Annotated in this window: 18 protein-coding genes; 8 read left to right on the top strand and 10 right to left on the bottom strand. The window is 50.4% G+C overall.

Going from position 1 to position 23077, the window contains the following annotated elements; genetic code table 11:
* Positions 1 to 1006: 1006 nt before the first annotated feature.
* Positions 1007 to 2881: an MFS transporter gene (locus ACJJI3_RS15020; protein ID WP_444918875.1), complete on the bottom strand. Its 1875-nt coding sequence runs from the start codon at positions 2879 to 2881 to the stop codon at positions 1007 to 1009.
* Between the two features lie 322 nt (positions 2882 to 3203).
* On the opposite strand from ACJJI3_RS15020, the gene ppc reads away from it, so the two are divergent.
* Positions 3204 to 5867: a phosphoenolpyruvate carboxylase gene (gene ppc / locus ACJJI3_RS15025; RefSeq protein WP_444940159.1), complete on the top strand. Its 2664-nt coding sequence runs from the start codon at positions 3204 to 3206 to the stop codon at positions 5865 to 5867.
* Positions 5868 to 5938: 71 nt separating this feature from the next.
* Here the strand turns inward: ppc and ACJJI3_RS15030 are convergent, their stop codons facing one another.
* The gene (locus tag ACJJI3_RS15030; protein WP_444940160.1) at positions 5939 to 7183 is read right to left on the bottom strand and encodes a DUF945 family protein; all 1245 of its coding nucleotides are present in this window, start codon (positions 7181 to 7183) and stop codon (positions 5939 to 5941) included.
* A gap of 680 nt (positions 7184 to 7863) precedes the next feature.
* Here ACJJI3_RS15030 and ACJJI3_RS15035 point away from each other — a divergent pair.
* From ACJJI3_RS15035 to ACJJI3_RS15045, 3 genes are all read left to right on the top strand, one after another.
* Complete coding sequence (locus tag ACJJI3_RS15035) at positions 7864 to 8250, top strand: hypothetical protein (protein WP_444940161.1); 387 nt, start codon at positions 7864 to 7866, stop codon at positions 8248 to 8250.
* Between the two features lie 215 nt (positions 8251 to 8465).
* The gene (locus ACJJI3_RS15040) at positions 8466 to 9323 is read left to right on the top strand and encodes an NADP-dependent oxidoreductase (protein ID WP_444942564.1); all 858 of its coding nucleotides are present in this window, start codon (positions 8466 to 8468) and stop codon (positions 9321 to 9323) included.
* Between the two features lie 47 nt (positions 9324 to 9370).
* A complete protein-coding gene (locus ACJJI3_RS15045) occupies positions 9371 to 9970 on the top strand; it encodes a DUF1287 domain-containing protein (protein WP_444940162.1) in 600 nt (199 codons plus the stop codon).
* A 27-nt stretch (positions 9971 to 9997) separates the two neighbouring features.
* Here ACJJI3_RS15045 and ACJJI3_RS15050 read toward each other — a convergent pair whose 3' ends face one another.
* The 3 genes from ACJJI3_RS15050 to ACJJI3_RS15060 form a co-directional block, all read right to left on the bottom strand.
* A complete protein-coding gene (locus ACJJI3_RS15050; protein WP_413664174.1) occupies positions 9998 to 10852 on the bottom strand; it encodes an AraC family transcriptional regulator in 855 nt (284 codons plus the stop codon).
* An 80-nt stretch (positions 10853 to 10932) separates the two neighbouring features.
* Positions 10933 to 11235, bottom strand: coding sequence for a DUF1330 domain-containing protein (locus tag ACJJI3_RS15055; RefSeq protein WP_444940163.1), 303 nt, complete (start codon positions 11233 to 11235; stop codon positions 10933 to 10935).
* A gap of 58 nt (positions 11236 to 11293) precedes the next feature.
* On the bottom strand, positions 11294 to 11725 hold the full coding sequence (locus ACJJI3_RS15060) for a DUF4345 domain-containing protein (RefSeq protein WP_143729557.1): 432 nt from the start codon (positions 11723 to 11725) through the stop codon (positions 11294 to 11296).
* Positions 11726 to 11934: 209 nt separating this feature from the next.
* On the opposite strand from ACJJI3_RS15060, the gene ACJJI3_RS15065 reads away from it, so the two are divergent.
* From ACJJI3_RS15065 to ACJJI3_RS15080, 4 genes are all read left to right on the top strand, one after another.
* Positions 11935 to 12849, top strand: a complete 915-nt coding sequence (locus ACJJI3_RS15065) for an SDR family NAD(P)-dependent oxidoreductase (RefSeq protein ID WP_444940164.1) — start codon at positions 11935 to 11937, stop codon at positions 12847 to 12849.
* Between the two features lie 117 nt (positions 12850 to 12966).
* Positions 12967 to 14874, top strand: a complete 1908-nt coding sequence (locus tag ACJJI3_RS15070) for a multicopper oxidase family protein (protein ID WP_444940165.1) — start codon at positions 12967 to 12969, stop codon at positions 14872 to 14874.
* 565 nt (positions 14875 to 15439) lie between these two features.
* A complete protein-coding gene (locus ACJJI3_RS15075) occupies positions 15440 to 15766 on the top strand; it encodes a hypothetical protein (protein ID WP_444940166.1) in 327 nt (108 codons plus the stop codon).
* 128 nt (positions 15767 to 15894) lie between these two features.
* A complete protein-coding gene (locus tag ACJJI3_RS15080) occupies positions 15895 to 16257 on the top strand; it encodes a hypothetical protein (RefSeq protein ID WP_444940167.1) in 363 nt (120 codons plus the stop codon).
* A gap of 50 nt (positions 16258 to 16307) precedes the next feature.
* Here ACJJI3_RS15080 and ACJJI3_RS15085 read toward each other — a convergent pair whose 3' ends face one another.
* From ACJJI3_RS15085 to ACJJI3_RS15105, 5 genes are all read right to left on the bottom strand, one after another.
* Positions 16308 to 17207: a hydroxymethylglutaryl-CoA lyase gene (locus tag ACJJI3_RS15085; protein ID WP_444936772.1), complete on the bottom strand. Its 900-nt coding sequence runs from the start codon at positions 17205 to 17207 to the stop codon at positions 16308 to 16310.
* Complete coding sequence (locus ACJJI3_RS15090; protein WP_444940168.1) at positions 17207 to 19207, bottom strand: acetyl/propionyl/methylcrotonyl-CoA carboxylase subunit alpha; 2001 nt, start codon at positions 19205 to 19207, stop codon at positions 17207 to 17209. Before ACJJI3_RS15090 ends, ACJJI3_RS15085 begins: the two co-directional genes overlap by 1 nt.
* 5 nt (positions 19208 to 19212) lie before the next feature.
* A complete protein-coding gene (locus tag ACJJI3_RS15095) occupies positions 19213 to 20010 on the bottom strand; it encodes an enoyl-CoA hydratase/isomerase family protein (RefSeq protein WP_282934596.1) in 798 nt (265 codons plus the stop codon).
* A 72-nt stretch (positions 20011 to 20082) separates the two neighbouring features.
* Positions 20083 to 21690 carry a carboxyl transferase domain-containing protein gene (locus ACJJI3_RS15100; RefSeq protein ID WP_371838961.1) on the bottom strand — a complete coding sequence of 536 codons (1608 nt, stop codon included), beginning with the start codon at positions 21688 to 21690 and terminating at the stop codon, positions 20083 to 20085.
* 118 nt (positions 21691 to 21808) lie between these two features.
* Positions 21809 to 22978 (bottom strand): isovaleryl-CoA dehydrogenase, encoded by a 1170-nt coding sequence (locus ACJJI3_RS15105; RefSeq protein ID WP_108731530.1) that lies wholly within the window; start codon positions 22976 to 22978, stop codon positions 21809 to 21811.
* Positions 22979 to 23077: the final 99 nt, after the last annotated feature.

Raw genomic sequence — 23077 nt, forward strand, 5'->3', positions numbered from 1 at the left:
GGGTAAGTAACTGCCGTCATTAGCCATTTCTACGCAGGTTTACCTTTGGGTGTGGCTTCTCATTGCTACTGATCACATCAATGATAGAGGCTTGGCTGCAACTCTCTACGGTAGTGCGCACACACAGGGCTCCACTTTGTCTGCCGCCTCTGCAACGAACAGGCCACCACAGTCCTATGGATCTATGAACAGGGCCCAATGTCGCAGGGATTGCCATTCTCGCAGGTTTTATACAAAAGCCGCGATACAGGTACGCGCCCGGCAACGGATTAGTAGCCCACATTTACAACGCTATGGCGTGGGCGTGGGAAATCTATCTCTATTGAGTAGACGCCAACCTTTTGGATAGGGTAGGAAAAAAATGGTGAAAATACAGAGTGAAGAACATGTATATCGAATACTCAAGAGATTTCAAAGTTAGAGTGGTAGTTCTCATTAATCAACTGAAAGTAGAGAAGGCAAATTGGTCGAGAGGCCCAGCCGTAGAATAAGTATGAAAAAGACAGCGAAATCTCAATCTCAATCTCAATCTCAATCTCAATCTCAATCTCAATCTCAATCTCAATCTCAATCTCAATCTCAATCTCAAAATGATGATAATGAGATAAAATGTTTAAGAAAATAGGTTAAGAAATTATAGAAGGAGGAAGCTTCCCTAAAAAGTGGGAAGTATTTCTGAAAGATTCGCGTGGGCAGCCCTTAATCCGTAGGGAATTGGTGTCAGGTACCTATGTAGATATTTGAGCGATTCACCCCAGGAGTTTTATAAGTGGCTTCACCGTGATGAGAGTGATCGAGACATAGAAAATTGGCGAACTCTAGAAAGCACTTTCTCTCATGAGAATGCTATAGAAGGAGCGCGCGTAGCTTCCTACCGTGAGTATGAGTCAGTTAAATATACAACTTGGCTTCAGGTAATATAAAGGAATTATTGATTTTCTGAGCTAAGAATAACTAAGCCTCTGTACGCATTCTCGTTTCTATCGTTCCTATCGTTCCTTCCTTATTAATTTTCCTTAAGATCTCGCATTTGTTTTTGTAGGCTTTCCGAATCTGTATTAATACTTTCTACCGGTTGCCCTGCGATAACAAGAACTTCGGGAAATAAGCGTCGTTTTCTTTTCTTTTTAAACTGCTGCACTGAATTCTCGGCTTGGGAACCGGCTCCATGTAAGGCAATGGGAATAACCGGAACAGACTTGCGCTTTAAAATTTCCTCAAGGTCTTTCAGAAATGGCTGCAACTCGCCATCTTCGCTGATTTTTCCCTCAGGAAAAATACAGAGTAATTCCCCATTTTCAAAACTTTCCACTATGGTTTTGTAAGTGCGTTCACGGCTGTTTGGATCATCGAGATCCAAACCTATGGGAATAGCATCGCTCATATGCAATATACATCGCAGTAAGCGGGACTTATAGATTTTAGGGTGTGCGATAAAGCGCACATAACGCTCGATGGTGTCCGCTAATATTACTGGATCTAGAAAACTGATGTGGTTACTGATAATGAGGGCGGGTCCCTCTCTGGGGATTTGATCCAATCCTTTTAGGCTGACCCGATAGAGGATTCGTGCAGGCAGCAATAGCAGCCCGCGCATGATGAACTCTGGTAGCTTGGCAAAAATCAGGGTGACCACAATCAGGTTTAGTAAAGCGATAATGATGAAATATGTGGGGATAGAGATCTTTAGGATATCCAGGAAAGTGATACTCACGAGAGTAGCGGCCACCATAAACAGTGCATTGACCATATTGCTGATCGCGATAATCTGCGAGCGGATCTTTACACTTGAGCGGTCTTGGATCATTGCGTACAAAGGAACAGTAAAAATACCGCCAAAAATACCAAGGAGCGCCATATTGAGAAGGATCCAATAGGAACCATGATGATTAAAAAATTGAGTCAGGTTTGCGTTGGGAAGTGTATGAAAACTATTGGATTGGAGACCCAGCGCCAATCCAGCGCAAGTGATGCCAATAGCACCCAATGGCACTAAACCCGATTCGATACGACCTCGGGATAGCCAGTTGCACAGCAACGACCCCAAGGCAGTGCCCACAGTGAGGCTGCTCAACAACAAAGTGATAACATCTTCATTTCCACCAAGAGTATCGCGGGTAAAGTTGGGAATCTGCGCAAGGAATGCGGTGATTGTCAGCCAGAACCAGGAAATAGCGAAAATGGAGTAAAACACTGGAGGTGTCTGCCATGCCAAGTACATGACACGCACGACGTGTGCCACCGGGTTCCAATTGATGTGCAGTTTCGGAGATAAAGGCGGGGCCTTAGGAATTGCACAACTTGCCAGAAAACCAATGACGGCCATGAATACCAAAATGACCGCGATAAATGTCAATCCGTGTTGGCCGGGATGGGTGAATCCGACCAATATAGTACCGACAATTGTTCCGGTCAGGGTACCAATAAAAGACCCCATTTGGATTAACGCATTGCCAGCGAGTAGCTCACTTCTATTTAATTGCTGGGGTATCAGGGAAAATTTTGCCGCACTGAAAAGTGTAGAGGAAGTGCCATAGCAGAAAAAGACCACCATGCTCAGGGCATAATGCTGGGTAAACATAGCAATAATACCCACGATACCTATGCCTATTTCGGCCAATTTGTAGATTCTGATGAGCTTACTTTTATCGAACTTATCGGAGATTTGGCCTGCCAAGGAGGAAAAGAGGAAGTAGGGCAGAATCATCAGGCTAAAGGCAATATTGATCAGCGTGTTAGCTTCTTCTTCAGCCATACGGAATGCGAGTAGAACTATTAACCCATTCTTGTACATATTACGACTGAAAACTGCAAGAACCTGGGTTACAAACAGCGGTAGAAAACGCCGCGTACCGAGCAGCTTAAACTGGTTTTGAGCCATTACTTATCGCTCTTGTGGGCAATGCTCCGCATGGTGGCTGTGGCGCTATAGATTGCTGCTTAAAGATCCAATGATGCTTATGCAGCTATGGATCTATCGGCTGAAATCCGAATCTGTACCTGAATATAGCGAATTCAGTAAACTGTCCGAAATGTTGACACTTTAAAACCGCCACAATCTGGCTGGACATTAACGCACCGATATTTCCCGTTATTTTTCCGCCAAAAGTTGCAGCTGCAACATTGCATGCTTCATCACAAAGTGTGCGAATATGCCCATCCGATTGACTTTCACCGCGTTGTTAACAGGGAGAAATAGATTCGTGAACCAGGACCAGAATGCCCCCTTGCGGGAAGATGTACGCTTGCTGGGTGAAGAACTCGGCGCAGTATTACGATACCAAGTTGGCGAGCCACTATTTGATACCGTTGAAAATATTCGTCAGGCGGCCGTTGAAAGCCGCAGCAAAGGGGCTATGCAGGCCGACCACTTACGAGAGCTACTCGACCCCCTGGATGATGCGACCCTATTGGAAGTTGCCCGGGCATTCAGCCAATTTCTAAACCTGGCCAATATTGCCGAACAGCGCCATCGCGAGAGACTGCACCGCCAGCACCAGCGCTTTCCCGGAGATCCCGATACTGACCGCGGCCTGCGACAGGTACTGGCGGAGTTAAGCAAAGCGGGTAAGTCTCCCGAGGAAATCCACGGAACACTTAAAGAGCTATCCGTAGAACTGGTCCTAACCGCTCATCCCACCGAAGTGACACGCCGTACCCTAATTCGCAAATACGATCGAGTCGCAGACCTGCTCAACACACTGGACAGGCCCGACCTGACCCCAGAAGAATCCCAGGATTTACGTCGCCACCTACAAGAGCAGATCCTTTCTGCCTGGAGCACAGACGAGATCCGCCGCTCCAGGCCCACCCCAGTTGATGAAGCCAGGTGGGGCTTTGCCACCATTGAACAATCCCTGTGGCAGGCACTTCCCAGAAGTATGCGGGAAATAGACAGTGAATTGGCCCTGGCCAAGCTGCCCCCATTACCGGTGGATTGGGTTCCCATCCACTTTGCCTCTTGGATGGGGGGAGACCGGGACGGCAACCCCAGTGTCACCGCGAGCGTCACCCGGGAAGTCCTGCACCTAGCCCGCTGGATGGCCGCCGACCTCTATCTGCGCGATGTGGAAAACCTGCTCGCAGATTTGTCCATGCATCGCGCCAGCGAAGAACTTTTACAGCGCACTGGCCCCAGCCACGAGCCCTATCGCCTGGTACTGCGCCAGGTTCGCGACCGTCTCAAAATAACCCGGGAAAAAATGGAGGCCCGCATTGGTCGACGCGCAGAGCCTTCCGGCCTCGCGTTTACCAGCAGCGAGCAGCTGGCCGACGAGCTGCGACTGATCGACCGCTCCTTGCGCGCTGTGGGCCTCTCAGCCATCGCCGATGGCCAACTTAAAGATACCCTGAGGCGACTCAACTGCTTCGGCATCACTTTATTGCGCTTGGATATACGACAGGAATCCACCCGCCACGCTGACACCCTGGATGCCATTACCCGCTATCTGGGTATGGGCAATTACAGCAGTTGGAGTGAAGAGGAGAAACAGGAGTTCCTGGTGTCCGAGCTAGACAGCCGCCGCCCACTGGTGGACAAAAGCTTTTACCGCAGTGACTTTTGTGACGAAGAGGTAAGCGAGGTCTTACAGACCTGCAAGGTCATTGCCGAACAGGGTCCCGAGGGATTAGGTGCCTACGTTATCTCAATGGCAACCACACCTTCCGATGTTCTCGCAGTAATGCTGCTGCAAAAAATTGCCGGGGTGCAGGTGCCAATGCGAGTGGTTCCCCTGTTTGAAACCCTCGACGATCTCGATGGTGCAGCTACCACTATGAGTACCCTGCTGAATATCCCCCTCTACAAGCAGCGTGTCCTAGATGGCCAGGAAGTGATGATCGGCTACTCGGACTCCGCCAAGGACGCTGGCTTCCTGGGCGCCGCCTGGGCCCAGTACCGCACACAGGAAGCTCTCACCGGAATATTCCGCAACCACGGTATCCCCCTAACTCTGTTTCACGGCCGGGGCGGCTCCATATCCCGGGGCGGCTCGCCTACTCGTATGGCCCTGCTGTCGCAACCACCGGGATCAATAGCCGGGCGTATTCGCGTTACCGAACAGGGAGAAATGATTCGCTTCAAATACGGCCGTCCCTCTGTAGCCGCCTACAACCTGGAGCAGTATGTCGCCGCAACTCTGGAGGCGACACTGATGCCCCCGGCAGAGCCGCGTTCGGAGTGGCGCGTAGAGATGGACCGGCTCACGGAAGTCTCCGTCGGCAACTATCGGGAAGTCGTGCAGGATGATCCAGCCCTGGTGGCTTACTTGCGCACTGTCACCCCGGAAACCGAGCTGAGCCGCCTGGCCCTGGGCAGCCGCCCGGCAAGGCGTAAACCCGGTGGCGGTGTCGAATCACTGCGGGCGATTCCGTGGGTGTTTGCCTGGACCCAGATACGACTGATGCTACCGGCCTGGCTGGGCACTGGCGCCGCCTTGGAGAATGCCCTCAAGCACGCAGATGAAACTGATATCTTGCGGGATATGAGCCGCCAATGGCCCTTTTTCCAAGGCGTTGTGGATATGCTAGAAATGGTACTGGCCAAGGCCGATCCCCGCGTTGCCTCCTGGTACGAAGAACGACTCACCCAGGATGCAGACCTAATCCAACTGGGTGTCAGTTTGAGAGAGCGACTGGCTCACACCGTAGAGGCCCTAAAACAGCTTACCGGGCGGGAGAGCTTATTGGATAACAATCCCGTAATGCGCTGGTCCATCCGCGTGCGCGATCCCTACACTGACCCTTTGCACCTATTGCAGGCCGAGCTGATGGCACGTTTGCGCGAACGGGAAAGTGATGCGGTACTGGAAAGTGCGCTGATGGTCACTATCGCAGGGATTGCAGCGGGCATGCGCAATACGGGTTAAAAGACCCCGGTAGCTGCGATGATACAGGGATTTGAGGCCTGCTTTTTTCACAACAGCAGGCCCCCAAGCAATCAGAATCTGCCGGTAAGTGCCATCACGAACAGGTCTGCCGGCAACTGCTCTCCATTCACCTCCAACTGGCCTCGGTTGACCTTGAGATACATTTGCAGCTCACCCTTGTCTTCGATCAGCAGGCCATAATCTCGCAGAAGCATTGCCTGCCCTACCAGGGGGGACTGCAAAAGCGCCTGCTCTGCAGCGCTAACGGTCATACTACCTACCAGCGGTTTAAGCCACTGATCGATTTCACTGGCACCTCGGCGGGAGGATTTGCGCATACCCCGCCAATCGAAATCAGCATCTACTAACACAGGGCCATTGCGAGATTGAATCGCCAGCTGTTGCTCCAGGCGCAGCGGGCGGCTCATTTCACGAGCCCAATTCCGCTCAGGGGCCGGCAACAATACACGCAGGTAGTGCCCCAGATCCGCAGTCTTAATTCTCGGCAAGGTCATCTGCTGGCGCACAGAGGTAATCGGTGTTGCCGAATCCACCGTGGGAAGCTTCAGGTCACTGATAATTTTCAGGGTCTGTGCCGCCAATTCTTCCAAGGTCAGGTCCAGGGTAACATCGCGCAATTGAACTGGCCCGGAATCTGACTCTGCCCTCAGCAACGACAAGCGCAGCTCCGCATTACCGCCCTCGCCGGGCGTATATTCAAACTCGCCCTCAAGGGGCTCGGTAAACAGTACTTCGATACCTTCACGAATTTGGCGCAAGCTTCCCAGCTCCACGACACCGTTCAGCACAGCACCGCTGTAATCCGTAGATACGGCAATCTCCCCACCATCAAACTCCAGCTCCCCGAGTGGGCCGGTAGTTTTGAAGGGATCTAGACGCAAGGTATTCAACACCCGGTTGTCGGCGGTAACCAGGGTTTCCAGAACTACAGGACTCGCCTGCAAGGCGCCATAAATGGATTCCAATTGAGCGCGCAATTCAGGCTGTAGTTGATCCAGCTCCAGCCGGGTTTCGGTATAAACCACACCCAGGCGCGGCCCCTTAGACGTAAGCAAAACCGGCCCATGATGGATCTCTGTATTGAGCTGGGTAGTGCCATCCGGCAATGCCACCTCAGTATTGGTTTCAGCACCAAACCATCCGCGTTCGTAACCCGTGGAATTCCCCCCCTGCAAGCGGCCCAACTGCTGCTTCCAAATTTCCTCTACTTTGGGGCCAATAAAACCCGGCGCAGCCAGGGCAGATATCACCATTAGGGCAAGCACAATAAATAGAAGTGAACGCAGTAGTTTCATAAAAAATCATCTAGCGAAGGGGTTTGCGCCGATGGTATCAGATTATGAGGCTATTAGTGCGACAAGAGCCTCGTTACTTGGTACGAGTGTGAACATTCATCAACCACGGCATAAGGACTTACGACCCATTTCTAAAGAGCAGAATCTCGGCTTGTAAATTAGTAAATCTAATATTTCAAAAGCTCTGATCAAGCCTAAGAAGAGGGATTTGTAAGCGGCCATAAATTGAAATTGACCATTATCGCTAGAGATCACCTCACAAGTCTCTTGATCCCCTGTGGCACGCCTGAGTAATTTTATGGCTCGATGACAGTTTTAAACAACAATGTAATTTTTTAAACCACCCTTTAACTTCCCTTATTCAGAGCCGTTTAAAAGGTAGCTAACAATCTATTTTTCTTGTATTTCAATCTAACCCAGATTCCTATCTCCACGATTTAGCTTTCTTAAAAATACCTCCGCAAAATAAAGGTCCCGATTACTATAAGAAAACCTCTATCTAGGAAATTTTTTTGATTTCTACCTATTCATGTAAAAAATAATTATTGAATTCATAGCCGTTATCTCGATCAGATCTTAAAAGATACCTTTACAACAACCGAAACTTCCATTACCGCACGTTGGGACACTCCCCCAGTTTGAGTAGACTTGTGGCCAAACTAGGAGAAGGAGAAGACGTTATGCGATATCTTGTTTCAATGGTGCTCTTGTGTTCTCTCGCAGGTTTCAGTTATGCAGATGACCGCATGACGCGCCTCCCATCCAACGCTGAACCCGTGCAGATTCTCGGCAAGACTTATTATCAAAGTGGTAATAATTTCTATGCCTTTAACGAGCAGGGCCGCTATTTCTACAGAGTACAGCCCCCCACCCGTATTCGTAGCTATGAGAATCCCCGGGATATGTATATCCGCGGTTCACAACCCCGCCCCCAAACTTGGGGTCTGACTAGAGACCAGGTAGAAGGCTGTATGAATGCCGCTGCAGATATGGCAAATGCTAACCCTGCGGTAGGTGGTAAGATTTATATTCGCGAATATAACCGCTGTATCAGTAACTTGCGCTAGCCATTATGGCTATATTTACTGCTACAAGGGGCCTTCGGGCCCCTTTCTCAATTGTTGTTTTTTTACAGTTACTCAACTAGTAAGTCTTTCAACACACTTAAGCTTTCAATCCTCTAATTTTAGAGCTGTGAAATATGCTAGCCGCTATTATCAGGTCTTATGGCAATCCCATCGAAATGGCAGAGATGCCTAAACCCTCACCGGACTAAAATAGTATTTTAGTAAAGGTTCAATCGGCCAGTATCAACCCCCTCGATAACTGGGCAATATCAGGGGCTTTACAAAATGTAATGCCTGTAAAAATGCCGCATATTGTCGGGTACGATGTTACTGGGAAAGTAGTAGAAATTGGCAGCGCTGTCAGAAATTTTAAAATTGGCGATCTGATATTTGCACGCCCCGATACAAATCAAGCAGGTACGATTGCCGAATACACTTCAATCAAAGCAATGGACGCAGCTATCCGCCCCAGCAATCTTTCCAACAATGAGTGTGCCGCTTTCCCTCTCGTGGGTTTAACAGCCTGGCAATCTCTCGTTGAAGTGGGAAAGTTACAGAAAGGACAAAAAGTTCTTATTCATGCCGGCTCTGGCGGAGTCGGTACTATCGCTATTCAAATTGCCAAATATATAGGCGCCTTCGTAGCCACAACCACCAGTGATGCCAACTTTACATTAGTCAAACGGCTCGGTGCCGATACTGTTATCAATTATAAAACCGAAAAATTTGAGGAATTACTCGAGGATTATGACCTTGTACTCGACTCTTTAGGCGGAGAAGTATTAGAAAGGTCTGCCAAAGTTCTTAACAAACATGGTCTATTAGTATCAGTCTCCGTCAAAGCTAAAGGGGCATATACCTTAATTGAAAAGATGAGGCAGCGTCTCCAACTAGTCTATTCATGGCCAAGTGGCACTACTCTCGCAGAACTTGCTTCATTACTTGAGAAAGGATTTTTGAAACCGGTTATTGATCGGGTCTACCCCATACATGAAACTCAAGCCGCACTCGACTACCTAAATAAGGGAAGAGCCAAAGGTAAAATAGTTATTGATGTGTTGCAGGGTAAATAAACGATAGTATAGGATTTCAGCCTAGACTCAAAAAAACTGGAGCCCTAGTGAAACGGATATTTCTATTTTTGGGTACCCTGATTTCTGCCGCCAGTTATGCACAAAATATAACTTTGGCCGAAGCTGCTCTGGAGCGAACCTATCATAAGGTACGCTACGATCCTGCTTATGTGTCTATTCCCTATCCAAATGGAGATGTGCCGGCTGATACCGGTGTTTGTACCGACGTAGTGATTCGATCATATAGGAAGCTGGGGATCGATTTGCAAAAAGAAGTTCACGAGGATATATCGGGTCATTTTCAAGCCTACCCATCTAAACGCATTTGGGGACTTTCCAGGCCAGATAAAAATATTGATCACCGGCGATTACCCAATCTACAGGCTTTTTTTACTCGCAAAGGGCAATCACTCTCAATAAGTGACAAGGCAGAGAATTATCTACCAGGGGACATCGTTACCTGGATGCTGCCCGGTAATTTACCACATATCGGTATTGTGACTGCGAAACGCTCTCTAAAGACCAACCGGTACTTGGTCGCACACAATATCGGGGCTGGACCCGTGTTGGAAGACATGCTGTTTTCCTTTAAAATTACCGGGCATTACCGATACAACGCAGGTCAGGCAACCGAAAAGATTGAGTAGCGAAAAAACTACGCTATTGCCAAGCGATTACGGCCTTTCTTTGACCGGGATATGGAGAAACATTTCCGCTGTCGGGCTGGTAACCTGGTATCTGGGTGGGTACAGCTCAAAGTCTGGCCTCTCAATATAGTCGTAATTGGACTTTGGCAACCAGCTTCCCCAAATATACTTCAATGTCTGTTCCAGGGTGGTAATAGATCCGCGGTGAACAAATTTTGCATATAGCTGCTCCGGTAGTTCCCGCGCCACCATTCCCTCGGGTACCTGAGTCAGGTCGGCAACCGGCGCACAGCAGACATACTTAAACTGAATTTCATCACCCGCTTCCTCATAACATTCATAGATACCAAAAGATTCATCGCTGATACGATTGGGGATTTTATCCCTGTAGGGCCGAAATGCAGACCAGAGCTTTGGCAAGCTGAGATTTTCATGGTCGTATTCCTGCGCTACCCCCACCAATTGCATCGCTGGCCGCGAAATAATTTGTGGCTCCATGGACAACTCATTTTGCAAGAAGTGCAGCATATGAGGGCTAAATTGATCCTTATACAACAACCGAAAAGGATCCTGCTGCTTTCGATACTGTGCCGGGGTTACGTTAAATAAAGCTTTAAACGCGCGAGTAAACGCTTCTTGGGAGTCAAATTGGCACTCCATGGCAAGCTCAAGAATACCAATATCTTCACTCAACAACCTCTTTGCGGCGACGGTCAATCGGCGCTTACGCAAATACTCTTTCGGTGAGTCCCCCACTAATGCCTTAAAAATACGGCTGAAGTGGTAGGTGGAGTAATGAGAGGCAGCAGCAATTTCGTGAACAGAAATTTTGTCATATAGATGCTGCTCTACGAAGTTAATACTTTTAAAAAATCGCTGCATGAGAGGCTCCTTTACTGCCAGTCTACGTTGGGACGGTGAAATTTTCGAACAATACCTTCCCGGTTTAGTATGCCTTTAAATTAAATTCGCTCACTAGTGATAAAAAAGCGTAAATGGGCAAATGCTTTGTCCCTCAAAGGAATAATAGCCTGGTAGGCTGGATCATTAAAGAATGCATAGATCGCCTCCCGATCCGGAAAAGATACCACAACAAATGCCCTTGGTGACCGCCCCCCGTCCAGGGCCTCTTCCACATCATAAGAAGCAATAGGCACCCCCCCATACTGTTGCATTAATTGCGGTGCCAGACCACTATACTGCTGAAGAGCCTGCAATTCCTGTAAGTTTGGTGAAGACTCTATATGTAAAAATACTGGTAACAAAGTAATAACCTCTTAAGTGTAAATAAATTTTAGTTGCTTAACTAAGAGCTTCTAATGACTAACTTTGAGAGGCTACTCGCCTATGCCAAAAAACCAGAAGTGGAACTATCGCAAGCTCAATAATCGTAGGGGGTAAGACCTGATCATCCACCAATCCAAATTCCAGAATATTGCTTAAGCGGCCCAGACCGCCAATAAAGAGGGATAAAGCCACGAAGTAAAACAATGCTTTATGTTTTTCGATATTGCTCAGGAAATACAGTAGAACCAATCCCTGGGCAAAGAAAACACCAAAGGCAAATCGATATTGATTATCCCCAAATCCTCTCAAGGGGCTATCCGGGCCAAAAATCATAGCACCACCACTCAGAGCTGCACTGCCATTCAGCCCTCCAAATGCACTGATACCACCGGGTACAAAACAGATCACCGCTAGCGCTACCACTAACAATTGGAAAATTTTTCTTTCTATAGAACTCGCCTGATTCATAGTGTCACCTTAGTTTGCCGTATTTGGAGTGATGACCTAATCATATTGGCCAGTAAGGCCCTATTTTTGATATTTCTTGCGGTCTTGGTATCCCACTAAGACAGCAAGAAATGTCAAAAGACGAGGCGCTTAACCGCTTATCTTTCTCTCCAACAGCCGGGTATATCCATATCCGGGCACCAGTTCCCAATATCCACAGAGACAGAAAGATGATTAAGAGTGTTTTGATTACCGGAGCCAATGCAGGCTTAGGCAGGGAATGCGCCAAGCAACTGGCGGAATACCAGCAGATTAACAAGATCTATCTCGGCTGCCGCAATCTGCACAAAGCCAAGGAAGCCCAAGCCGATCTGGTGTCGGTAACAGGCAGGAATATCTTCGAAGTATTGCTGATCGATGTCGCGGATCAACAATCTGTGAAAGAGGCAGTTAAGAACCTGGACTTCCCAGTTGATGCGCTGGTTATGAATGCTGGCGGTACCGGGGGGAAAGAGTTTTACAACAAGACCCCCGAAGGAGTCACACAAATTTTCGCCGTCAACCTGCTTGGGCATGCTCTACTGACTAACGAGTTACTGAAAGCCAATAAATTAACCCAGACTGCTATCTATGCCGGCTCCGAGGCCGCTCGCGGCGTAAAAGAGATGGGTATGAAGCGACCAGACCTGAAAAGCGCCTCTGTGGAGGAATTTATGCAGATCTGCGAAGGAGAGCTCTATGCCAGTACCAAAGACGCTACTGTACCCTATGGTCCGATAAAGTATATGGGCGCCCTATGGATGTCTTCCATGGCACGGGAATTCCCCCATATCCGCTTCGTAACCATGAGCCCCGGGGCTACGGTAGGCACAGAGGGCTTCAATACACTGTCGTTATTCAAGCAATATATGATGAAGGGCATGATGCGGATTATGCTGCTACTTGGCAAAGTCCACAAAGTAGAAATAGGCGCCAAGCGCTATATCGATGCCCTACTGGATACAAGATCCTTCCGCACAGGTGTTTTTTACGGCAGTGAACACGGATTAACTGGACCTCTTGGTGAACAGCGAAAGCTTTTCCCGGACCTGGACAACCCTACCTATCAGGACAATGCCAAAACGGCGATCAATCGCTTTATCTAATGAAAGTTCGCATCAGGGAAGGGCCCTGTACACCCTTCCCTGCCCCCAAGTTAACGCCACCGATACCGCTTGTTTACCTATACTTGACTGTTAAATACTTACTGCTAAAAACAGCCAATGTTTCGGGTAATCTTTTCCCTGCTGTTGTTAATTCCCCTTGCCCTGACTGCTGCTGAAGATGTAGCTAAAGCAACTCCCCTGCGGCTGCTGGATCCAGCAACTGTGGATAAGTTCGTCAATGAACTGCCAATACCCGCAGAAATCCGCCCTCAGGGCTCAGCCTCGATTAAACTACCCGCCCGCCCCACTGAAGTTTGGATGGGGCTACGGGATAAGGAAGGCAAACGTTTAATGACAAAAGCCTGGGGTTTTGAATATGCAGGTCGCATCCACTCTCCTGGCCCTACTATTCGCGCCCGAGAAGGCCAACCGGTATTTGTACACTGGGCCAATGAGCTACCGGGTCCACATCTATTTCCTGTGGATCGATCCATTCACCTCGCCGACGTAAAAGATCCAAAAGCTGTACCTATGGTTATCCACCTTCACGGCGGGCATACAGAGTGGAAAAGTGACGGCAACCCCCTCGCTTGGTACACCCGCAATTATCGTGAGACGGGACCATTATTTGAGAAAAAGATTTACGAATACGACAACTCCCAGGATGCCGCCACTATCTGGTATCACGACCACACCCTGGGCATGACGCGCCTTAATGTTTACGCAGGTCTATTCGGTTTTTACCTGGTTGGCGATGACAATGAAGACCGTCTGATACAGGAGAAACTGCTCCCTGCAGAAGAGCGCACTTTTGTAGCCGCTATTACAGACAGCTTGTTTAGCTCCGATGGGCAGCTGTATTTTCCTGGCTGGAGGGACCAGCCTCCATCACCGGTTTCCCATGAGGTGGTTAAGGCCAATTGGCCCAATCCCTCCCATCTCGACGAATTTTTTGGCAATTTTATTCTGGTAAACGGCATGACCTGGCCCAAAGTCAGTGTCACCCCACACGTCTATCGATTGCGATTACTCAACGCATCTGATACTCGCACACTGATACTCAGGATCGACGAAAATACACCCTTTGTACAAGTCGGCGGTGACGGCGGATTTCTCGATTACCCTGTAAAATTGAACGAGTTGATATTGGCACCCGCAGAGCGAGCAGATGTTTTAGTAGATTTCAGCGGTTATGAAGGACGTGAACTAACACTGCGAAACTTTGGACCGGATGTCCCTTTTAAAGGCTTTGTAGAGGCCAATGACCCAAAGAGTTCGATTCCACTTGTCTACAACCCGGGAGGTAAACGCGTATTAAGCGATGGACGCGGCGGCATCACACCAGCTACCGATCCAAATACTACAGGCCAGATCCTACAATTTCATATTACTTCAACACCGATAAACACCCCGTCTAATAAACAGAAATCAGAGATTAAAAATAACATTGGAGATTTAAAACTCACCCTAAATACTCCCTTGCGCGCCCCACTTAATAGGCTTAACCAAGCCAGTCGCACACGACAACTTGCCACCTACCGGTTAGACGATCCTTACGGCCGTAACTTGCTGATGCTAGGTCCATTAAAGGAGGGCTCCCTATTTTTTGAAGACCCTACTACAGAAATAATCCAACACAACGCCGTTGAGATCTGGGAGATATACAACCCTACAGTATCGGCCCACCCTATTCATATTCACTTGGTGGAATTTCAGGTGCTGAACCGCCAGCCTTTTAAAGGAAAGCTTATCCCCAAACCACAGAGATTTATGCACACAGGTGAAGTATTTCAGGGAGCACGACTGGAGATAGAATCTCTACAGGGAAAACCTCTTCCGCCACAGCCAGAAGAAAGCGGCCCCAAAGATACAGTCATCGCGCTTCCCGGCCAAGTGACCCGGGTAATTGCGCGCTTCGACCGCGAAGGCCTTTATGTATGGCACTGCCATCTGCTCTCCCATGAGGATTACGATATGATGAGGCCGTTTAGGGTAATGGAATCAGAGCCAGTAAATAGCAACTAATCTACCAACCTTAATTCAGTGCCTTAGGGCAGCAAAAAAGCAAATAAATCAAAAAGTGTCTGGCCGCCAATTAGATCCGAATACGGCTTTAACTATTAAATTACAAATATAACACCAACAATAATCTTAACTTCCTCAACGACATCTACATCTTCCACCACTTAAAAGCCAATTAAAGCAACAGAACTTTAAAAATAAAATATCGATGAAACGCACCATCACTGGCAATTACAATTCATCAGCCGCACTTGAGAAATCAGCCCTGCAAAGATATTTACAGAAAATAATGAAAAAAATAAAAACATCAATTATTTGCTAAACAATAAGATATCTCCACCAATAGTGCCACGAAAACCAAACCTTAAGAGATTAAAACATCTAGAGAAGTTCAGCATTGAGAGTAACAAAAGACACAACCCCCCTCAAAATCTGGACATACAATCCACCAAGCAAAATCTCAAAAAGGAAAAAATTATATGCAAAAACATAAAATTATTTTATACTAAAATATAAACTATCAAATCAAAATATAATCATTCTGATTAAAACTAATCAAGAGATTCAGATGAAGAAATTTTTGGCTGCAACTATATTGCTTGCATTCTCCGCAAATGTTTTCTCTGCTGCTTGGACAGCAAAAATAACAAAGATCCAGGCCGAAGGCATTGGAGAGAACTATAATGTTTTATATCTTGATACCGATATAACTAACTCTATGTGTGAGAACACAAATGCACAAGATAGAATTACCATAGTAAATGAAGCCCAGCATAGCACTGCTCTTGCTGCATTGATGGCAGGGAAAATTGTACAAGTTATGGAAAGTGGCGCAAATTGTAATGAAGCTGGGCTAGCCAACATAAATTATATAATGATTTACTCTGATAAATAAGCGCTGGCGATGACTATTCTATTATTAGAAATAACGTTACTTGCACAAGCAACATCACAGAATAGAAAAACCACTTAATAGTTTCCATCCTATTTGTAGAGAACCAAAAAATATTAGTTTTTATGAAAATGAAAAATTTATTCTCCGGACTACTATTCGCGCTACTATCCAGCACCAGTTTTGCATCAAGTACAATTGAGCCTAATAAAACTATCGAAGGCATTACTACCTATAAATATTATGCAGTAATTAAATTCTCACCAGATGCTAGCGGCGACGAATTAGGGGAAGACTGCTCATCTGGGTCAAGTAACCATGTAGTCATAGAGTTCGATCACAATGATGGAACAGACAATAATGACACTAAAGAGCAATTTTCATCACTTCTGGCTGCATATTTTGCTAAATCTAATACCGTAGGTTTTGGAGTAGAGGGTTGCAGAGAGGGTAACGGAAATAACCACCCTCTGATTTATCGGGTAGATATCTGATCTTCAAGTTTGTAGTTTCAGGGCGGTGCTCTAACCGCCCCAGAAATTCCTCAGCAGGGCATCAAAGCCTTAGCCACACGAGAGTTGGTCTCCCTTCCCAGCTGTTCAGAAATAAAGTTCCCAGCCTCTGCCAGCAACTGTAAATCCACGCCGGTTTCAATACCCATGCCATTGAGCATATAAAGTACATCCTCACTGGCAACATTACCGGAAGCGCCACGGGCATAGGGGCAGCCGCCCAGGCCGGCTACGGCGGAATCTACTACTGCGACACCCATTTGTAAGGCCGCGTAGATATTGGCCAATGCCTGGCCGTAGGTATCGTGGAAATGCACCGCAAGTTTTTCCACAGGCACGCGGGCCATTACCTGCTCCAGCATACGCTTGGCGGATTCCGGGGTGCCGACACCGATGGTGTCGCCGAGGGAAATTTCGTAGCAACCCATTTCCAATAGAGCGGCACTAACTTCTGCCACTTTGGCCGGATCAATATCGCCTTCATAGGGGCAACCAAGTACGCAGGATACGTATCCGCGCACGGGTATACCGTCTTGCTTCGCTTTTTCCACCAGTGGACGGAAGCGCTCAAGACTCTCAGCAATACTGCAATTAATATTTTTCTGGGTGAAGGCTTCTGAGGCCGCGCCGAATACGGCGACTTCATCCGCTTTGGCTTCCACTGCGCGCTCATAGCCTTTTAAGTTTGGCGTGAGCGCGCTGTAGATAACTCCGTCTTTGCGCTGGATACCCGCCAGCACTTCCTCGCTGGCGGCCATTTGCGGTACCCACTTGGGGCTGACAAAACTGCCGGCTTCAATAACCGACAGCCCACTGGCACTGAGCTTGTCCACCAGAGCGATACGGGTCTCCACAGAGATAGGCTGCTTTTCATTTTGTAGCCCATCGCGGGGGCCCACTTCGACGATTTTGACCTGTTTGGGCAAAGTCATTATTGCTCCTCCCCGGCAAAATCCACCAGCAGACTACCGCCATCCACTAATTCACCTTCGGCACAGAAGAACTGCTGCACGGTGCCGGCGGCTGGAGCCCGCAGGGTGTGTTCCATTTTCATGGCTTCCATTACCAGTAGCGGCTGGTCTTTTTCCACCGCAGAGCCGGGCTCAACCAGCAGCGAAATTATGGTGCCGTTCATGGGGGCATCGAGGCCGTGGGCCTGGTCATTGCTCTCGCCCATATCCGGTGGCAACAGCTTGAATTCCACCTGGGTGCCATCGATAAATACAGCACCGCCATCGCGGGTATCCACGGCGGAGAAACTCATGCGGCGGCCATCCACCAACATCAAGTCACGTCCCGGGAGCAGGCGAATCTCACCGCTGTTTTGTTCCTCAGGCAAGGCATCGCAAGTCCAGCGCAGGCTATCGCCCTCCGCAACAAAGCGAATTTGAGCGTGCTGGCCACGGTAGTCCACCGTCTGGGTGCGACTGCCAGCCAGAGCATTGCGCCAGTTATCACCATTGTGCCAAGGAGAGAAAGGATCCCGCTGAGGTGCGCTATTGCGCAGATCGCGCTCTTCACGCTGCTGCAAATAACCGGCAATAGCAGCACATTTCAGCGGCGTCAGTGTCTGCTCCTGGTGCAGTACTTCCGCCTCGTAGTCCTCGATAAAGTGCGTCGAAATACAACCGCTGGCAAATGCCTGGTGATTGATCACTCGGCGCAGGAATTCGATATTGTGGCGCACACCAGCAATCTGGTAATCACGCAGTGCGCGATCCAATTTGGCCAGGGCTTCTTTGCGGGTGCGGCCGTGGCAGATTAATTTGGCGATCATCGGGTCGTAATGCACGCTGATTTCATCGCCGGTCTGCACACCGGTATCCACTCGCACACCCTCGCCTTCCGCCGGGGGCTGGTGGCGCACCAACACGCCCGTTGCCGGCAGGAAATCATTGTCCGGGTCTTCGGCGTAGATCCGCACTTCCATGGCGTGGCCGTTGATCTGCAGCTCATCCTGGCTCATGGGCAGGGTATCGCCAGCGGCAACTGACAGCTGCCAGGCCACCAGGTCCTGGTCGGTGATCATTTCCGTCACCGGGTGCTCCACCTGCAGGCGGGTATTCATTTCCATAAAGTAGAAGGCACCGCTGGCATCCAGCAGGAACTCCACCGTGCCGGCCCCCACGTAACCAATCGCGTGGGCCGCGCGCAGGGCCGCTTCACCCATGCGGGCGCGCAGCTCCGGAGCCATGCCCGGTGCGGGAGCTTCTTCCACTACTTTTTGGTGGCGGCGCTGCACCGAGCAATCCCGTTCAAACAGGTAGACGCCATTGCCCTGCTGATCACAGAACACCTGGATTTCCACGTGGCGGGGACTCACCACATAGCGCTCTAGCAACATAATGTCGTCGCCAAAGGCATTCATGGCCTCACGCTTGGCAGCGGCCAGAGCTTCGTGGAATTCATCGGCACTGTCGACACGGCGCATGCCCTTACCACCGCCGCCGGCAGCAGCTTTCAGCAATACCGGGTAACCGATGCGATTGGCATGGCCTTCCAACAGCTCTTCATTTTGATTGGTGCCATGGTAACCGGGCACCAGGGGCACATTGGCCTCTTCCATAATACGCTTGGCTGCGGACTTGGAGCCCATCGCCTCAATCGCGCCGGTGGGTGGGCCGACAAAAATAATGCCGTTGCTATCGCAGGCGCGGCAAAACTCCGCGTTTTCCGACAGGAAGCCATAACCCGGATGGATGGCATCGGCACCAGTCTGCTTGGCAGCACCCAATACTTTGTCGATATCCAGATACGAATCCCTGGCCGGGGCCGGACCCAGGTGCACCGCTTCGTCCGCCATCTGCACATGCAGAGCGTCGGCATCCGCATCGGAATAAACGGCGACAGTGGCCACCCCCAGGCGGCGCGCGGTCTTGATAATGCGACAGGCAATTTCGCCGCGATTAGCTATTAACAGTTTGCGAATCATAAAAATTACCCTTCGCTACCATTCATCCAACTGGGTGCACGCTTTTCCAAAAACGCACTCAACCCTTCCTGTCCTTCCGGCGACACACGCACGGCAGCGATCAGCGCGCTGGTCTGGCCCTGCAATTCATCGTTGATAACCCGGTTGGACATGGACATAGCCAGTTGCTTGGCCATGGCGACTGCCTTGGGGCCATTGTCGGCAATGGCATTCACTAATTTCTGCACATGCAGGTCCAGATCAGCCTCGGCACAGACTTCGGATACCAAACCGATCTGTTCCGCGCGCTCGGCGGGGAAACGTTCCGCTGTGACAAAGTAACGACGCGCATGGCGAGTGCCGATAGCATTGATGACATAGGGACTGATGGTGGCGGGCAGCAACCCGATTTTGACTTCGGACAAACAGAAGCTGGCGCGCTCAGAGGCCACGGCCATATCGCAGCAGCTCACCAGGCCCACGGCCCCGCCAAAAGCGGCGCCCTGTACTCGCGCAATGGTGGGCGCAGGAAAAGTGTCGAGCTTGTACAGCATGGCGGCGAGCGCAGCTGCGTCGCGGCGGTTTTCCTCTTCTGAATAAGTCGCCATGCGCTTCATCCAGTTGAGGTCGGCTCCGGCAGAAAAGCTCTTGCCATTGGAGGCCAGTACCAACACACGTACAGCGGGGTTTTGCGCCAGGGTGTCAAAGGTGGTGGCCAGCTCGTGGATCAGTTCATCATCAAAAGCGTTGTGGATTTCCGGCCGGTTCAGGGTGACCGTGGCCACGCCCTCGCTATCCACTTCGCACAGCAATTTATCGCTCATTGTAATTCCTCGATTGGGGCGTCTATCAAAAGCGGCACCGGAACATTTCGCTGGCGCCGCAACCACGGTTCCTTACATGCGGAACACGCCGAACTTGGTCTCTTCCGGTTCCTTGTGGCTGGCCGCCGCCAGGCACAGACCGAGCACGCGGCGGGTATCCGCCGGATCGATAACGCCGTCATCCCACAAGCGCGCGGAGGCGTAATAGGGATGCCCCTGGTGTTCGTAGTTATCCACAATCGGCTGCTTAAACTGGCGCTCTTCCTCTTCGCTCCAGGATTCCCCTCGGGCGGCCATCTGGTCGCGCTTCACCTGGGCCAATACGCCAGCAGCCTGTTCCCCTCCCATAACCGAGATACGCGCATTGGGCCACATAAACAGGAAGTTGGGATCGTAGGCGCGGCCACACATACCGTAGTTACCGGCGCCGAAAGAGCCGCCGATAAGGATGGTAATTTTGGGCACCTTGGCGGTAGCGACAGCGGTCACCATCTTGGCGCCGTGTTTGGCGATACCGCCCGCCTCGTACTGCTTGCCCACCATGAAACCAGTGATATTTTGCAGGAAAACCAATGGAATCTTGCGCTGCGCGCACAACTCAATAAAGTGCGCGCCCTTCTGCGCACTCTCCGCAAACAGGATGCCATTATTGGCAACAATTCCCACCGGATAGCCCTGGATACGGGCAAAACCGGTTACCAGGGTGGTGCCGTACAACGCTTTAAATTCATCGAACTCAGATCCGTCCACAACCCGCGCTATAATCTCGCGCACGTCAAACGGCTGGCGCGAATCTTTGGGCACCACGCCGTAAATGTCTTCCGGTGGATAAATCGGCTCCACAGGCTTTTGGATATCCAGGCCAGGATTTTTGATACGGTTCAGGCGAGCTACAGAGCGGCGCGCTAACTGCAGGGCGTGTACATCATTATTGGCGTAGTGATCGGAAACCCCGGAAGTGCGACAGTGCACCTCGGCACCGCCAAGTTCCTCCGCGGAAACTTCTTCACCGGTGGCCGCTTTCACCAGGGGCGGGCCCGCCAGGAAGATGGTGGCCTGCTCTTTCACCATAATGGATTCGTCTGCCATGGCCGGCACATAGGCTCCACCGGCGGTGCAGCTACCCATAACCACCGCGATCTGCGGAATATTCTGTGCAGATAGATTGGCTTGGTTAAAGAAGATGCGACCGAAGTGCTCACGGTCTGGGAAAACGTCGTCCTGGCGCGGCAAATTAGCACCACCGGAATCCACCAGGTAAATGCATGGCAGATTGTTCTGCTCGGCGATGGTCTGCGCGCGCAGGTGTTTTTTTACTGTGAGGGGATAATAGGTTCCACCTTTTACAGTGGCATCGTTAGCTACTATCACACAGGGCTGACCGGAAACGGTGCCAATACCGGTAATAATACCCGCGGCCGGAACATCCTCACCGTAAACCTCGTGAGCCGCCAGCTGGGAGAATTCCATAAAAGGGCTACCCGGATCGAGCAGCGCATCGATACGGTCCCGTGGCAATAATTTTCCTCGCGCCAGGTGTTTTTCCCTTGCGCGCTCGCCGCCGCCCTGGGCGATGGCTTCCACTTTCTCGCGCAGGTCTGCCACCAGCGCCTGCATCTGCTCGCGGTTTTCGCCAAAGGCGGCGTCGCGCGTGTTTATTTTGCTCTGCAACTGATTCATAAAGTCCGATTCACTTTCCCGGAGAAAAGACCTCCACAGGGCGCAGCTTATTGCCGCAGTGCCCGGCTGGAGACAGCTGCCGCCGACAGGCGCCGGCGGCGAGAAGAAATGCCCAGCCTTAGCGGGTCTCTTTAAACAGCTCGCGACCAATCAGCATACGGCGCACTTCAGAAGTGCCCGCGCCGATTTCGTAGAGCTTGGCATCGCGCAGCAGACGACCAGTGGCGTACTCGTTGATGTAGCCATTGCCGCCCAGTGTCTGGATAGCCTGCAGGGCCATCTGTGTTGCGCGCTCCGCAGTAAACAGGATTACAGCGGCGGCGTCCTTGCGCGAGTCCTCACCGCGATCACAAGCCCGGGCCACAGCGTACAAGTAAGAGCGGCTGGCATTCAGGTCAGCGTACATATCGGCGATCTTGCCCTGCATCAGCTGGAACTCACCGATGGCCTTGCCGAACTGCTTGCGCTCGTGAATATAGGGAACCACCACATCCAGGCAGGCCTGCATAATTCCGACAGGGCCTCCAGAGAGAATCGTGCGCTCGTAGTCGAGACCGCTCATCAATACGCGTACACCGCCGTTCAGTTCACCGAGGATATTTTCTTCCGGCACTTCACAGTCTTCGAACACCAGCTCACAGGTGTTGGAACCGCGCATGCCCAGCTTGTCGAGCTTTTGCGCCTGGGAGAAGCCGGCAAAACCGCGCTCAACGATAAATGCAGTGATACCACCGGAGCTGATGCCCGGTTCGGTGCGAGCGTAGATCACATAGGTATCGGCATCGGGACCGTTGGTGATCCACATTTTATTGCCGTTCAAAATAAAGCGATCACCGCGCTTCTCGGCGCGCAGTTGCAGACTTACCACGTCGGAACCGGAGTTGGGTTCACTCATGGCCAAGGCGCCTACATGTTCACCGGAACATAGCTTGGGCAGGTACTTGAGCTTCTGCTCGCGGGTACCATTTTTACGGATCTGGTTTACGCACAGATTGGAGTGGGCACCGTAGGACAAGCCCACAGAAGCAGAGGCGCGGGAAATCTCTTCCATGGCCACAGCGTGTGCCAGGTAACCCATATTGGAACCGCCGAACTCCTCTTCCACGGTCATGCCCAGCAGACCCAGCTCGCCAAACTTTTTCCACATATCCGCAGGAAACAGATTGTCTTCATCGATCTGCGCCGCGCGCGGGGCCAGCTCCGCCTGGCAGAACTTGTAAACCATGTCACGGAGCATATCGATGTCTTCACCGAGACCGAAATTCAGGGTTGGGTAGGAGGTGTTCATAACGGCTCCACTGATATTTAAAAATGTCTTTAATTCAAATAACCGCCTTGGCGGCTGTTCAATACCACATGAGGCAACTGCGCCACTCTTGGCACAGTG

This window comes from Microbulbifer maximicatervae (SeqCode), assembly GCF_052466985.1.